The organism is Neomegalonema sp. (assembly GCF_028688855.1).
GTDB lineage: Bacteria > Pseudomonadota > Alphaproteobacteria > Rhodobacterales > Rhodobacteraceae > Neomegalonema.
This window is the reverse complement of the sequence record NZ_JAQTXI010000013.1, coordinates 37191-51611: the sequence shown is the minus strand read 5'-3', so window position 1 is coordinate 51611 and position 14421 is coordinate 37191. Positions and strand designations below refer to the sequence as shown.

The window sequence follows — 14421 nt, the reverse complement described above, 5'->3', positions numbered from 1 at the left end:
AGACGCTCCGAGGCCTCTGCGGGAGAAGCGAAGTGAGCGAATCGGCGCTGGATCGTCTGGAGGCGCGGATTCGCGCGCGCGCGGCGGCGGGCGAAGCGGAGAAATCCTACACCGCCAGCCTGCTCGCCAAAGGCCCCGCAGCCTGCGCGCAGAAGCTCGGAGAGGAGGCGGTGGAGACCGTCATCGCCGCCTTGCAGGACGACCCGCAAGCTCTGGTCTCGGAATCGGCGGATCTGCTCTATCACTGGCTGGTGCTGCTTCAGGCGCGCGGCGTCGGGATGGCGCAGGTCTTCGCCGAACTCGACCGGCGCGAGGGCCTGTCGGGCCTCGCCGAAAAGGCCTCGCGCGCGCATTGAGCCTTCCAAGGAGAACGGCATGACCGCCTATGACGAGTCCAACGTCTTCGCCAGGATCCTGCGCGGAGAAATCCCCTCCAGGCCCGTCCATGAGGATGAGCACAGCCTCGCCTTCCCGGACATCAATCCGCTCGGCCCGACGCATATCCTCGTGATTCCCAAGGGAAGATACGTCTCCTTCGAGGATTTCGCCGAAAAGGCCAGCGAGGCGGAGATCGTCGGATTCGTGCGCGCCATCGCCGCAACCGCGAAAAAGGCCGGGTTGACCCAAGCCGACGGCGGCCAGGGCTTCCGCCTCGTCGCCAACGCCGGACCCGCCGCGCATCAGGAGGTTCCGCATCTCCACATGCATCTTCTCGGCGGGGGAGACCTCGGCCCGGTGGGCGCGCAGAAACCCCGCGACAAGGCCTGAAAGGCCCCTCCCTCGCCCAGGAACGACAGGACGACAGGAAAGGGCCCGCGAGGGCCCTTCTCCGTTTCAGGCCGCGCTCGACCCCGCCAGATGAGCCTCCACGGCGGAGAGCGCCGCCCGCTGCTCGGGGGAAAGCCGGCCCGCCTCGGCCAGAGGCTGGAGAATCCTCCGGATCTCCTCATAGAGCGCCCGCGCCTCTCCGGCGGGCGCGACGGTCGCCGCCCGGTCCAGAGCCAGAACCAGCACATGCGCCGCCGGAACCTGATCCGGACCGGCGACGGGAAGCCCGCGCGCCAGATCCAGAGCCCGCCCATAGCGGCCTTCGGCGCCCGGCTCGCCCAGAGCCCGCCCGACGTCCCCCAGCTTGATCAGCGCCAGGACGAGATCCCGCCGGGATTCCGAATCGGAGGAATCCACGGCCGCGCGCGCCTCGCGAAGCTGGAAACTGGCTTCGAGGCGCCTGCGCGCCTCCTCCAGATCGCCCAGAGCGAAGGCCGCGTCGCCCAGACGCTCCAGAGCCACGGCGCGATCCCGCCGGGCGGTCGCGCTGGAGGGCGACTTCAGGGCGAGCTCGTCGAAGATCTCCAGAGCCTCGGCGTATTGCGCCCGCGCCTCCTCGGTCTTGCCCCGCATCCGCAGGGAATCGCCGATCTTCACCGCCGTCACGCCCGATTCGCGGCGCTCCGCCGCCGCAGCCCGACGCGCCGCAAGAGCCGCCTGAGCCGCCTGACGGGCTTCGACTTCGGCCTCCTGGAAATCGGCCATGCGGTCGGCGGCCTCGCCCGCCGCCCAGGCCCGCTCGACGTCCGCCGGACGGCGCGTGGCCAGATAGGCGGTCAGCTCCATCGCCTCCTCGAAGCGCAGCCGCGCCTGAGCCCAGTCCCCCAGAGCCTGCGCCGCCTCGCCGGAGGAGCCCAGAACCGCCGCAAGAGCCGTCTGCGCCGCCTCGCCCGCCGGAGTCTGCTCCAGAGCGAAAGGCCGCCAGAGCGCCGCGCTCTCGGAAGCGATCCGCAGCGCCTCGGCGGTCTGCTCCGCGGCCAGAGCCCGCGCGGCCTGCTCCGCGAGGACCGCCGCCCGCAGACGCGGTTCGCGCGCCCGGGAGACGGCCCGCTCCAGAGCCTCGACGGATTCGGCGGACTCGCCTGCGGCCTCGGCGGCGCGGGCGCGCCCCAGCCAGGCCCCCGCCAGATGCGGCGCAAGGCCCGTCGCCTCGCGATAGAGCGCCAGAGCCCGCGTCCTGTCCTCGGGATGGGTCAGGCCCGCCAGACGCCAGGCCGCCTCGCCGAGAGCCTGAGGACCCGCCGCCTTGGCGTATTCGGCTTCGGCCCGCGCGAGAAGTCTGGCGCCGCGTCCCTCCTCGGCCTCGGCGAGGATGGGGGCGAGGCCGACCTCGCCGCCCTTGCCCGCCCGACGGCGGAAGGCGTCGAAGGCCTGCTCGACCAGAGCGCGGTCCAGAGGCTCCAGATCGACGTAGCGCCCGAGCGCCGAGCCCGTCGCGAGCGAGAGCGGAAGCGCGGAGGCGGACGCGGAGACCGGGACCGGACGCGCCTCCTCCTTCGGCTCGTCCCTTGGGGCGGGCGCGGAGGGAGGGGTGATTCTCGGCTGAATGGGGGGAGCGCCATAGGAGGCGGCGGGCGTGAAGGGCGTTCCGACGGTCTTGCGCCGCGAACCGCCCAGGAGCCCTCTCAGGACTCCGACCAGCAGAAGGAGGCCCGCGATCGCCACGGCGATTTTCGCGAGCGGCTCCAGAGCCCCGAACCAGACCGAAACATTCTCCCACCAGGCCTTCATGACGGCTCCTTTCCGATTTCTCGGAAAGGTTAACGCTTTCAGAGGCGAAGGTGAAGCCCAGCCTTCATGACGATTTGAAGATGATTTTCAACGATCTGGAGAGATCTTGGTGGGTGCAGTAGGACTCGAACCTACGGCCCGCTGATTAAGAGTCAGCTGCTCTACCAACTGAGCTATGCACCCCTACGCCCTTCGAACATCTTGGCTCGGCGGCGGATGGGGGGCTTATAATCGGCCGTTTCAGGCTTGGCAAGCAGGAAGACGGCATCAAGACGCAGGAAATCTGTTTTTTCTGCGAAGCCCCCCAAAGCTCAGCCGCCGCCCTTCGAATCGACGGGCGGCTCCTCCTCGGGCGCGAGCGCCTCCTTCACGCCCCGCAACAGCCACAGCACCGCCAGCACGAAGCCCGTCGCCATGGCCGCAAGCCCGATCTTGCCCACTCCGCAAGCCAGGCCGATCGCGCCCGCCATCCACATGCCCGCGCCCGTGGTCAGGCCGCGCACCCGCCCCTTGCTCACGATGATCGAACCCGCCGCCAGAAAGGCCACTCCGGAAGTCACCGAACTGATCAGGCGCAAGGGATCCGCCGATTGCGCCGTCGGATCCTGCTGCGCGAACTCCACGATCTCGAAGGAGACCAGCGCGAACAGACAGGCCCCCAGAGAAATCAGGATATGCGTCCGCAGACCCGCCGCCTTCGCGCTCAGCTCCCGCTCGATTCCCACCAGAGCCCCGAAACAGGCCGCGATGAACATCCGCGCCGCCGCGACAGGCGCAGAAGTCGCCTGAAAGGAACTCGCCACATCGTCCCAGATCTCCGCCAGAGCCTCGATCGCCATGAATTTCTCCCGGATGCGCCGCGCCCGGAGGCGCGCTCAAGCCTCTGGAGATAGGCGGGCGGAAGGCCTTTCGCGAGGGAGCCCCCCGATCAGGAAGCCGCCGCTCCGCGATTCCGTCACGGGGATCTCCGGGGCCGCAAGGCCCTCGGGGCCGGGCTTCCGCCGCTTTCCTTTCCTGCTGCGCTGCGTTAGACAGCCGACAGGTCTTCAACCGCCCACCGGAGCCTCAGGGAGCGCATTCCATGGTCGCCATCATCGACGTGACTGGCCGCGAAATTCTCGACAGCCGGGGAAATCCCACCGTCGAAGTGGACGTGGCCCTGGAGGACGGATCCTTCGGACGCGCCGCCGTGCCCTCGGGCGCCTCCACCGGCGCCCATGAGGCCGTCGAGCTGCGCGACGGAGACAAGGGCCGCTACCTCGGCAAGGGCGTGACCCAGGCCGTCGAAGCCGTCAACGGAGAGATCTTCGGCGCCCTCGTGGGCCTGCGCGCCACCGATCAGGTCGAGGTCGATCAGGCGCTGATCGAGCTCGACGGCACCGAGAACAAGGGCCGCCTCGGCGCCAACGCCATCCTCGGCGTGTCGCTGGCCGTGGCGCGGGCCGCCGCCGAAAGCGTCGGGCTGCCGCTCTACCGCTATGTCGGCGGAGTCTCGGCGCGCAGGCTGCCCACCCCCATGATGAACATCGTCAACGGCGGCGCCCATGCGGATAATCCCATCGACGTCCAGGAATTCATGATCATGCCCGTCGGCGCGGAGAGCTTCTCCGAGGGGCTGCGCTGGGGCGCCGAGATCTTCCATACGCTCAAGAAGGAGCTCAAGGCCGCCGGGCACAACACCAACGTCGGCGACGAAGGCGGCTTCGCGCCCAATCTCGCCTCGACCCGCGCCGCGCTGGACTTCGTGGTCAAGGCCGTCGAGACCGCCGGATTCAAGCCCGGCCATGACGTCATGCTGGCGCTCGACGCCGCCGCCACCGAATTCTTCAAGGACGGCCTCTATCATCTCGACGGCGAGGGCCTGAAGCTCAAGCCCGCCGAAATGGCCGCCTACTGGGCGAAGCTCGCCGGAGATTATCCCATCCTCTCCATCGAGGACGGCATGTCCGAAGACGACTGGGAGGGCTGGAAGATCCTCACCGACCAGATCGGCGGCAAGGTCCAGCTCGTCGGCGACGATCTCTTCGTCACCAATCCGAAGCGCCTCGCCCAGGGGATCAAGGGCGGCGTCGGCAACGCCATCCTCGTCAAGGTCAACCAGATCGGCACCCTCACCGAGACCCTCGAAGCCGTCGAGATGGCCCACAAGGCGGGCTATCGCGCGGTGATGTCCCATCGCTCCGGCGAGACCGAGGACTCCACCATTGCAGATCTTGCCGTGGCCACGAATTGCGGGCAGATCAAGACCGGATCGCTCGCCCGGTCGGATCGGGTGGCGAAATACAATCAGCTCCTGCGCATCGAACAGGAGCTGGGCGCGGCGGCGATCTACGCCGGACGCGACGTGCTGAAAGGCTGACCTATGGAGCGCGCCGGGTTCTGGGCGGATCGGATCGGATCATGGCTGCTGCCGGCGGCTCTGCTGGCGGGGGTGGCCTATTTCACCTTCCACGCCTTCCAGGGCAAATACGGCCTCGTCGCCCGCGACGAGCAGCTGGCGCTGATCGAAAGGCTCGAAGCCCAGCGCACCGAACTGGATCGGGAGATCGCGGCGCTCGAAGGGCGGGTGAAGGGGCTCGGAGAAGACGACCTCGATCCCGACCTGCTCGAAGAGCGCCTCCGCGCCACGCTCGGCTATCTCAAGACGAACGAGGTGATCATCCTGCCATGAAGGCAGGGTGACCGCCCTTGCGCGACGGCCCGTCAGGCGACGGGCTTGCTCATGAGCACCAGCTCCTCGGCGGAGGAGGGATGCACGGCCAGAACCCGGTCGAGATCCTCCTTGCGCGCGCCCATCCCCACCGCCACGGCCAGAGTCTGGATCATCTCGGCGGCGCCATGGCCGCAGACATGCGCCCCCAGAACCTTCCGGTCCGGCTTTGAAACCACCAGCTTCATCAGGGTCCGCTCGTCGCGGCCGCCGAGCGTGTGAAACATCGCCCGGAATTTCGCGCGGTAGATCTCCACCTCTCCGCGGGCGCGGGCCTGCTCTTCGGTCAGGCCGACGGTCCCGATCTCGGGTTGCGAGAAAACCGCCGTCGGCAGGGCGGCGAGCTCCACCCTGGTCCGCACCCCCTCGAAGACCGTCCGGGCGAAGGCCGCGCCCTGACGAATCGCCAGAGGGGTCAGGGCCACGCCGCCGATCACGTCGCCCACCGCGAAGATCGAAGGAATGCGGGTCTGGAAATATTCGTCGACCTGCACGGCGCCCCGGGCGTTCAGCTCGACGCCCGCCGCCTCCAGCCCGAGCCCCGCCGTGTTCGGCGCCCGCCCGATCGCCGCAAGGATCGCGTCGGCCTCCAGAACCTCGCCGCCCGCGAAATGCGCCCGCAAGCCGGAAGGCGTCTTCTCGATGCGCTCGAGCTCGGCGTCCAGGCGCAGGGTCACGCCCTTTTTCACCATTTCCTCAGCAAGATGGCTCTGGAGATCGGCGTCGAAGGTCCGCAGCAGATTCGGGCCGCGATGAGCCAGCGTCACCTCCGCCCCGAGCCCGTTGAAGACTCCCGCGAACTCCACCGCGATGTAGCCCGCCCCCAGGACCAGAAGCCGCTTCGGGAACTCCGGCAGATCGAAGACGTCGTCGCTGATCAGGCAATGCTCCGCGCCCGGAACCGGAGGCCGCGTCGGGCGCGCCCCCGTGGCGATCAGGATGTGACGGGTCTCCAGCAGGCTCCCGTCGGCCAGGCGCACCCCATGCGGATCGGCCACCGTGGCGCGCTGAGGGATCGTCTCCACCCCCGCCGCCGCGAGATTCGCGCCGTAGACCCCTTCCAGGCGGGCGATCTCGCGAGTCTTGGCCGCCACCAGCCTGCTCCAGTCGAAGACCGGCGCGGCGGGCAGACTCCAGCCGAAGCCCTCGGCGTCATGGAAGCTCTCGGAGAAGCCGGAGGCGTAGACATAGAGCTTCTTCGGCACGCAGCCGCGAATCACGCAGGTGCCCCCGACGCGGCTCTCTTCGGCCAGAGCCACCTTCGCCCCCGTCTGGGCCGCCATGCGCGCCGCCCGCACGCCGCCGGAGCCGCCGCCGATCACGACGAGGTCATAAGGGCTCCGGGTCATGGGCGATCTCCTGCAAAGCGCGTCTGGCGGGAGGGCGCGGCCCCTCCGGCTGCGGAAGGGCTATCCGATTCGCCCCGCAAGGCGACATGCGCCAAAAGCGCGCCGCAACGCCGCTCCGCCCTCACGGAAGGCGGAGGCTCAGTCCTCGTCTTCCTCGTCGTCGAGGGCGAGGAGCTCCACCGAGCCGTCCGGCGCGCCGATCAGGGCGCGGGTGGCGTAGTCGATGAAGAGGCCGGAATCCACCACGCCCGGAATGGTCGGCAGGAAGATCGCCAGCTCGTCCGGATCGGGAATGGATTCAAGCGGATAATCAAGAATGTAATGGCCCTCGTCGGTCAGGAAGGGAGCCCCGCGCAGCATGCGCAGCTGGCCCTCGACGGGGCGGCAGCCGAATTCCTCGAAGGTCTGCTCGATCAGCGCGGCGGTGTTGCGCCACCCGAACTTCACCACCTCGATGGGCAGCGGAAAGGCTCCGAGGCGCTCCACCTTCTTGGAGGAATCCGCGATCACCACCATCTCGTTGGAGGCCGCCGCAACGATCTTCTCCACCAGAAGCGCGCCGCCGCCGCCCTTGATCAGGCGAAGCTCGGGGTCGATCTCGTCGGCGCCGTCCACGGTGAGGTCCAGCCAGCCCAGCTCGTTGAGCGTCGCCAGCTTCAGACCCACGGATTCCGCCAGCTCGCCCGTGCGGATCGACGTCGGCGCGCAGACCAGCTCCAGCTTCTCGCGCTTGGCGCGCGCCCCCAGCAGCTTCACGAAGATCTCTGCGGTCGAGCCGGTGCCCAGACCCAGACGCATCCCCGGCTCAACCAGAGCCACAGCCTGCTCGGCGGCGGCCTTCTTGCCTTTGTCGGCGGCGTTCGTCATGGCTTTTCCCCCTGGCCCGCGCCTTTCGCGGGCCGCATATTGCGATGCGGCGAAGGCCGCGTCAATCCGACGCCTGGAGGAGGCGCCTCAGCCGGAGCGCCGACGCCGACGCAGGCGTCCCGAAAGCCGGGACCAGACCAGAAGGAAAGCCCCCAGCCCCAGAGACACCAGAGCCCCCGGCGCCTCCAGGAGGGGACGCACCGCCCCGTTCCAGAACCCCTGAGAAAACTCCTCGGCGGCGAAGCCCGCGAAGCCCTGAAGGCTCGCCGCATGCAGCCGCTCCCAGTACTGGCCGAAAGGCCGCAGATCCACCGCCGTCGGCGGCCCTTCGGTCGCGGCGTAGTCGAGGAAAGCCGCCGCGATCCCGAGGATCAGAAAGAAAAAGCCGAAAAAACGCCTCACGTTTCAAACTCGTTCCTGCGCCCGAGCCCGGCCCCCTGCCCGCCCGCTCCGGATCTTCGCGCCGAGGGTTTCGCCCGACGCCGTCCCAAAATGGAGGCAAACCGGCGCAAGAACAACCGTCGAAACGCCGCATATTGATTCGAATCAGAACATCGCGCGGAAAAAATCGCCGATGGCGCCGAAAATCCGTCCATCTTTGGCGCGGCAGGCCGCGCGGGCCCGACGCGCCTCCGAATCCTTCAGACCCATCTCGAAAGCCCGGTCCAGATCCTCCTGAGCCCGCGCGCATTCGCCGAGCAGCCGCAGAAGCTCGCCGCGCCGCGCCAGAAGCGTCGGATCGTTCGGCGCGATGTTCAGGGCCTGGGTGAGGTCGGCCAGCGCCCCGCTCGTCATGCCCCGCGAGGCCAGAAAACGCGCCCGACCCGACAAGGCCGCAGCAGCCCCCCCCGACAAGGACACCGCCTGATCGTAATAGCCGCCGATCTCGTGATCGGAGAGCCCCATGGCCAGGGCCGCTTCACCGCGCGCCAGAGCGATCTGGTCGAGGGGCGCGCCCGCCACCTCCGCCGCGTCCAGCTCGCGCATGGCCGCGTTCGCCTGATCCTGCGCCAGACGCGCCCGGGCCCGCACCAGAGCCGCAGGGCCCGCCTGAGTCGGGGAGCGCCGCAGCTGTTCGGCGTAGTCGTAGGCCGCCGCCACGTCGCCGAGGGCGAGTTGCGCCTCGGCCATGTAGAGCGTCGCCTGAGGATGGCGCTCCGCAAGGCGAAGAGCCGAGGCGGCGTCCTGGGCGGCGGAGGCGGGCTGACCCATCGCCAGAAGAAGGCCCGCGCGCTGGGTCCAGCTCTCCGGATCGTTGGGATGGGCCAGAACCGCCGCGTCGTAGAAGGCCGCGCCCTGCATCACGCTGGACTGGAACTTCATCCGCCCGAGCGCGTCGCGCAGATCGGGCGCCGTCGGGTCGCGGGCGGCGGCGGCGGCGAAGTCCGCCTCGGCGGCGGAGAGCTGGCCCATCCGCAGGCGCGTCACGCCCCGGTTGTAGAGCGCCGAAGGATCTCCGGGACGCAGCTCCAGCACCCGTTCGAACAGCGTCAGGGCCCGCGCCGGCTGGCCCGCGTCCAGCATCATGCGGCCGCGCTGGAAATCCAGCAGGGCCCGCATCTCCGGCTGATTCTCGATGCTCTGGAAGACCTGATCCGCCTCCTGCCAGCGCCGGGCGTCGCCAAGCGCCGCCCCATAGGCGTAACGGGCCATCGCCTTCTTCTCCTGAGGCGCCAGATCCACCGCTTCGCGCAGATCCTCCAGAGCCTCCTTCGTCAGCCCCGCCGCCCGGCGCAGAGCCCCGCGCTCGGCCAGGAAGGCGTAGCCCGAAGCGCCCCGCGCTCCGGCCAGGTCCATCGCCGCCAGAGGGTCGAAATCCCGGCCCGCAGGACGACGCTGCGCCTCGCGGGCGCGGATGCGGCGGAGCAGAGCCTCCGGATCCTGAGGACGCGCCTCCGCCGCCAGACGATAGGCCTCTTCGGCCTCGGGCCAGCGGCGCAGGGCCATCAGCGCGTCGCCCACCGCCTGCTCCGCAGCGCCGCCGGGCGCGCCCGCCTGTCCGGCCGCCTTGAAATGGGTCAGGGCCGCCTCGTAGCCCGCCAGACGATAGGCGATCTCGCCGCGCAGCATCTCCAGACGCCAGCCGTCGGCGCGAAGGCCCCGGGCGGAGGCCGCGTCGAGCGCCATCTGCGCCTCCTCCAGCGTGGAGGAGCCGAGCGCCAGATGGACTGCAGCCCGCGCAAGCGCCGTCTCGGCGGTCTCCTCCATCTCCGGGCTGCGGGGCGGCAATTGCGCCAGGGCGCGGCTCTCGCGGGGGCCCCGGCCCGCCGCGCGGTCCAGCGAGGCCAGAGCCAGAGCCCGCCCGAAAACCGCGCGGCCGCGCAAGCCCTCGTCCTGAGCCGAGGCGCGGCCCCCGATCTTGGCCAGAGCCATGTCGAAGAAGCCCGCCGCCTCGGCGAGGCGGCCCGCGTCCATGGCCCGCAGGGCGGCTTCGAGGTCGATCTCGGCGCCGAGGCGGCTCTCGGCGGCCATCTGCGCCTCGGCGGCGGCGGAGAGGGCGGGCGCAGGCTCCGGAAGCGGGGAGGCCTCCTGCGCGGCGGCGCCTCCGGCCGCCAGAGCCGCCAGCACAGCCGCGACGCGGAAAGCCTCCGCGCCCATCCCCGCTTTTCTCATGATCTCCATGGTCTCCCGCCCGTCCCGACGCCCATCCCGCCGCAGCCGCCAGAATTTGAGGAAACGCCATGGAAAGCCCTTGTCCGTCAAGGCGGAATCGCGGTCCGGCGCATCGCCGCCGGGGGAAGGCGCCCCCGCTTCTCCGGCCGGGGCCTGCGCGCAAAAGCTTCCGCCGCGCCGCGAAAGGCGCTAGGGAGAGGGCGCGCAGTCTTCGAGGAGTCCCTGCATGTCCGCCGCCCTTCGCGAACCCGAACCCAGATACATCTCCGGCGCCGATGGCGAATGGGAGGTCGTGATCGGCATGGAGGTCCATGCGCAGGTCGCCTCCGAGGCGAAGCTCTTCTCGGGCGCCTCCACCAGCTTCGGCGCCGAGCCCAACGCCAACGTCAGCCTCGTCGACGCCGCCATGCCCGGCATGCTGCCCGTGGTCAACGCCTTCTGCGTCGAGCAGGCCGTGCGGACGGGACTCGGAATCGCCGCGAAGATCAACCTGCGCTCGGGATTCGACCGCAAGAACTATTTCTATCCCGATCTGCCGCAGGGCTATCAGATCAGCCAGTTCAAGACGCCGGTCGTCGGAGAAGGCGAAGTGCTGGTCGAGCTCGGGCCGGGAATCGCGCGCAAGGTGGGCGTCGAGCGCATCCACCTGGAGCAGGACGCCGGAAAATCCATCCATGATCTCGACCCGGACTCCTCCTTCGTGGATCTGAACCGCTCGGGCGTGGCGCTGATGGAGATCGTCTCGCGGCCGGACATGCGCTCGGCCGAGGAGGCCGGAGCCTATCTGCGCAAGCTGCGGACCATCCTGCGCTATCTCGGGACTTCCGACGGCGACATGGAGAAAGGCAACCTCCGCGCCGACGTCAACGTCTCGGTGCGTCGCCCCGGCGGGCCGCTCGGCACGCGCTGCGAGATCAAGAACGTCAACTCCATCCGCTTCGTCATGCAGGCGGTCGAGACCGAGGCCCGGCGTCAGATCGCCGTCATCGAGGACGGCGGAAAGATCGATCAGGAGACCCGCCTCTTCGATCCCCGCAAGCTCGAGACCCGCGCCATGCGCTCCAAGGAGGAGGCGCAGGACTATCGCTATTTCCCCGATCCCGACCTGCCGCCCCTCGTGCTGACCGAAGCCTTCGTCGAGGGCATCCGCGCCAGCCTGCCCGAACTCCCGGACGCCAAGACCGCCCGCCTCGTCGCCGATTACGGCGTGACGGACTATGACGCCGCCGTGCTCGCCGCAGACCGCGCCTCCGCCGATTTCTTCGAGGAGGCCGCGCAGGGACGGGACGGAAAATCCGTCGCCAACTGGATCATCAACGAACTCTTCGGGCGCCTCAACAAGGAAGGCCTGGAGCTCGCCGCCTCGCCCCTCTCGGCGGCGCAGATCGGCGGCGTGGTCGATCTCGTGGCGAAGGGCGACATCTCCGGCAAGATCGCCAAGGACCTCTTCGAGATCCTCTGGACCGAAGGCGGAGACCCCGCCGCCGTGGTCGAGGCGCGCGGCATGCGTCAGGTCACCGACGAAGGCGCCATCGAAGCCGCCGTCGACGCCGTCATCGCCGCCAATCCCGAAAAGGTCGAGCAGGCCAGGGCCAAGCCCAGCCTCGCCGGATGGTTCGTCGGGCAGGCCATGAAGGCCATGGGCGGAAAAGCCAATCCCCAGGCCCTCAACGAACTCGTCAAGCGCAAGCTCGGCGTGGAGTGAACGCAGAGGGAAGGGCGATTCGCAGCGCCCTCCTCCACCCCCTTTCGGCGTGATTTTCGCTGGCCCGGCGGCGTGGTTCTTGCGAGAAACCCGCTCATCGACTTGACGCATCCTCCGCCGCAGGGTTCCCTATCCGAATGAGCTTCTTCTCAAACCTCCGGAGCTGGGTGGGTCGCCTCTTCGGCGGTCGCCCCAATCCCACCCAGGCGCTGCGCGAGGAGATCGCACGCCACCGTCCGACCGGAGTCGGGCTCAAGACATCCGCAGCCCCGCCGCTCAAGGCGGAGCCGACCCCCTATCCCCGCGGCGGAGCCGCTCCGCCGGCGCCGCCCGCCGCGCCGACGCCCTCGGCCGCGCCGCCCGCCGCGCCCCTCGTGGAGCCGAAGCCCGCGCCCGCCAGAAGCGCTCAGGAGGCTCCCGAGCGGCCCCCGGCCGCCGATCCGGCGCCTGCGGCCGCGCCGCCAGCCCTCGCCATCGGCGAAGCGCGGCGCCTCGTGCAGACGCAGGAAGCCGCCTTCGACATCCCAGAGCCTGCGGCCCCTCCGCCCGACAGGGATCCGGAAGCCCTCGCCGGACCAGCTCCCGCCGAAGCGCCCGAGCACGCCGCTCCCGCGCCGCCGCCCATCCTGCCGCCCATCTCGCTGCTCGCGCCGCCCCTCGTCGCCGGGACGCCGAAGCTCCCGGCGCAGGAAGCGGCGGAGGCGACCGACCCTGATCATCCGCATAGCCCCACGCTTAACGTCCGGTTAAACGACGAGGCGCAGCCTGCGGACATGATGAAGCTGGATCTCGCGCCCCCCTCCGCGCTGCTCGCGCCTCCCGTCCTCCCCCTCGACTTCGAGGAGGATCAGGAGGATCTCGTCGATCTCTCCCTCGTGGACGAAGACATGGAGGCGCTGGACGCCCGCACGCTCACCCGCGCCAGACCGCTCCTCGCCGCTCCGCCCCTCGACATGCTCGTGGCGCGCTGGAGGGCGGCCCTCTCGCGCATGCAGGGGCCCGACGGCGCATGGGCGCTCTTCAAGCACGGCACCGTCGTGCTCTTCGAGGTCAAGCCCCGCAACGCCGAAGCCGAAGCCAGGGCGCTGCTCAAGACCCAGATCGCGCCCCGCTCCGGCGTCGCGCCGGAGCCCGAAGTCACCGCCCTGCCCAATGGCGGCGGATGGCTGGTCGGGGGCGAGGATCCGCGGCTCTTCACCTATGTCGCGCCGGAGGAAGCCAGCTCCGCCACGCCCTCCGCGATGATCGGGCGGCTCGGGCGCGCGAAACGCGACGAAGACGCGCGCGATCTCGAAATCACCCACATCGAGAACGATCCCTTCTGGCGTCCGCCCGAAGACTGATCCCCAGGCCGCAGAGCTTCAGGCGCTCCCGCGATCGGGGGCGCCTTCCTGTTTCAGGGCGTCCTCCGACCGATCAGGATCGCCCGAAAGCTCCGAATCCCGCATCCGGCCGCATTTTCACCACGCAAGCCCTTCCGGCTGCGCGGGGAAATGCTTTAAGGCTGGGCGGAGACAGACGGCGCGGAGGGATTGATGCTGGCGAATCTGCTGATCGGGCTCGTGGCCCTGATCCATCTCTACATCCTCTATCTGGAGACGGCCGCCTGGGACACCCCCAAAGGCTGGGCGGCCTTCGGGCTGACGCCGGAATTCGCCAGGGCCACGAAGACCCTGGCCGCCAATCAGGGGCTCTACAACGGCTTCCTCGCGGCGGGGCTGCTCTGGGGGATCTTCGCCCCGAGCTTCGAATTCAAGGTCTTCTTCCTGCTCTGCGTGATCGTGGCGGGGCTCTATGGCGCGGCCACCACGCGCAAGACGAAGATCCTCTACATCCAGACGGCCCCGGCGAGCCTCGCGATGGCCGCGCTGCTGCCGGGCTGGTGAGGCGAAGACCGGGGAGGACGACATGGGAATCTGGCGCGATCAGGAGACGGACCCGCAGACCGGTCCGGGAGATTGGGGCGCGCTCCTGCCCTTCCTCCACAAGGACGCCTCGGGAGAATCGCCCTGCGGAAGGCTGCTCGCGCGGATCGAGGCGGAGGCCGAAAGCGGCGCGCAGGTGCTGCCGCCGCCGCAGGATCTCTTCAAGGCGCTGCGCCTCACGCCGCCCGAGAAGGCGCGGGTCGTGATCCTCGGGCAGGATCCCTATCCCACCCCCGGCGACGCCATGGGTCTGGCCTTCTCGGTCGCGCCGGGCGTCAGGACGCCGCGCTCTCTGGGCAACATCTTCAAGGAGATCGAAGCCGACCTCGGCGTCAAGGCGCCCAGGGACGGCGATCTGACCCGTTGGGCCGAATCCGGCGTCCTGCTGCTGAACTCCGCCCTGACCGTCCGGGCCGGAGAAGCGGGCGCTCATGCGAAATACGGCTGGGGCGCGCTCGTGGATCAGATCCTCGCCCATCTGGGCCGCCCCGACTCGGGACGCGCCTTCCTGCTCTGGGGCAAACACGCCCAGAACCTCGGCGCGAAGGTCTCGCGCCAAGGCAATCTCGTGATCGAATCGGCCCATCCCTCGCCGCTCTCGGCGCGGACGGGATTCTTCGGCTCAAGGCCCTTCTCGCAGATCGACGCCTTCCTCAAGACCCGGGGCGCGGCGCCGATCCGCTGGACATGACC

14 protein-coding genes and 1 tRNA gene are annotated in these 14421 nt (G+C 69.6%); 8 read left to right on the top strand and 7 right to left on the bottom strand.

Annotated features, from left to right (window positions below; translation table 11 throughout):
• Nucleotides 1-32 precede the first annotated feature (32 nt).
• Together PHN62_RS11205 and PHN62_RS11200 are read left to right on the top strand one after the other, a co-directional pair.
• On the top strand, nt 33-356 hold the full coding sequence (locus tag PHN62_RS11205) for a phosphoribosyl-ATP diphosphatase (protein ID WP_300150459.1): 324 nt from the start codon (nt 33-35) through the stop codon (nt 354-356).
• Between the two features lie 19 nt (nt 357-375).
• The gene (locus PHN62_RS11200; RefSeq protein ID WP_300150455.1) at nt 376-768 is read left to right on the top strand and encodes an HIT domain-containing protein; all 393 of its coding nucleotides are present in this window, start codon (nt 376-378) and stop codon (nt 766-768) included.
• Nucleotides 769-834: 66 nt separating this feature from the next.
• Here the strand turns inward: PHN62_RS11200 and PHN62_RS11195 are convergent, their stop codons facing one another.
• From PHN62_RS11195 to PHN62_RS11185, 3 genes are all read right to left on the bottom strand, one after another.
• Nucleotides 835-2559, bottom strand: a complete 1725-nt coding sequence (locus PHN62_RS11195; protein ID WP_300150453.1) for a tetratricopeptide repeat protein — start codon at nt 2557-2559, stop codon at nt 835-837.
• Between the two features lie 107 nt (nt 2560-2666).
• Nucleotides 2667-2742 (bottom strand) — tRNA-Lys (locus PHN62_RS11190).
• Nucleotides 2743-2870: 128 nt separating this feature from the next.
• Nucleotides 2871-3398, bottom strand: a complete 528-nt coding sequence (locus PHN62_RS11185) for an MgtC/SapB family protein (RefSeq protein ID WP_300150450.1) — start codon at nt 3396-3398, stop codon at nt 2871-2873.
• Nucleotides 3399-3640: 242 nt separating this feature from the next.
• On the opposite strand from PHN62_RS11185, the gene eno reads away from it, so the two are divergent.
• Together eno and PHN62_RS11175 are read left to right on the top strand one after the other, a co-directional pair.
• Nucleotides 3641-4918, top strand: a complete 1278-nt coding sequence (gene eno, locus PHN62_RS11180) for a phosphopyruvate hydratase (RefSeq protein ID WP_300150448.1) — start codon at nt 3641-3643, stop codon at nt 4916-4918.
• Nucleotides 4919-4921: 3 nt separating this feature from the next.
• Entirely contained in the window at nt 4922-5230 is a 309-nt protein-coding gene (locus PHN62_RS11175) for a septum formation initiator family protein (RefSeq protein ID WP_300150446.1), read from the top strand.
• Between the two features lie 32 nt (nt 5231-5262).
• Here the strand turns inward: PHN62_RS11175 and gorA are convergent, their stop codons facing one another.
• From gorA to PHN62_RS11155, 4 genes are all read right to left on the bottom strand, one after another.
• Complete coding sequence (gene gorA, locus PHN62_RS11170) at nt 5263-6618, bottom strand: glutathione-disulfide reductase (protein WP_300150442.1); 1356 nt, start codon at nt 6616-6618, stop codon at nt 5263-5265.
• A gap of 138 nt (nt 6619-6756) precedes the next feature.
• Nucleotides 6757-7485 carry a ribose-5-phosphate isomerase RpiA gene (gene rpiA, locus PHN62_RS11165; RefSeq protein WP_300150439.1) on the bottom strand — a complete coding sequence of 243 codons (729 nt, stop codon included), beginning with the start codon at nt 7483-7485 and terminating at the stop codon, nt 6757-6759.
• 87 nt (nt 7486-7572) lie between these two features.
• Nucleotides 7573-7887: a hypothetical protein gene (locus PHN62_RS11160; protein WP_300150437.1), complete on the bottom strand. Its 315-nt coding sequence runs from the start codon at nt 7885-7887 to the stop codon at nt 7573-7575.
• 144 nt (nt 7888-8031) lie between these two features.
• The gene (locus PHN62_RS11155; protein ID WP_300150434.1) at nt 8032-10098 is read right to left on the bottom strand and encodes a tetratricopeptide repeat protein; all 2067 of its coding nucleotides are present in this window, start codon (nt 10096-10098) and stop codon (nt 8032-8034) included.
• A 226-nt stretch (nt 10099-10324) separates the two neighbouring features.
• Between PHN62_RS11155 and gatB the strand changes: the two genes are divergently transcribed.
• The 4 genes from gatB to ung all read left to right on the top strand — a co-directional run bounded on the left by gatB (nt 10325) and on the right by ung (nt 14419).
• Nucleotides 10325-11803, top strand: a complete 1479-nt coding sequence (gatB, locus tag PHN62_RS11150; RefSeq protein ID WP_300150431.1) for an Asp-tRNA(Asn)/Glu-tRNA(Gln) amidotransferase subunit GatB — start codon at nt 10325-10327, stop codon at nt 11801-11803.
• Between the two features lie 137 nt (nt 11804-11940).
• On the top strand, nt 11941-13146 hold the full coding sequence (locus PHN62_RS11145) for a hypothetical protein (RefSeq protein WP_300150430.1): 1206 nt from the start codon (nt 11941-11943) through the stop codon (nt 13144-13146).
• A 192-nt stretch (nt 13147-13338) separates the two neighbouring features.
• Entirely contained in the window at nt 13339-13689 is a 351-nt protein-coding gene (locus PHN62_RS11140; RefSeq protein WP_300150429.1) for a DUF1304 domain-containing protein, read from the top strand.
• 22 nt (nt 13690-13711) lie between these two features.
• Entirely contained in the window at nt 13712-14419 is a 708-nt protein-coding gene (ung, locus tag PHN62_RS11135; RefSeq protein ID WP_300150427.1) for a uracil-DNA glycosylase, read from the top strand.
• Nucleotides 14420-14421: the final 2 nt, after the last annotated feature.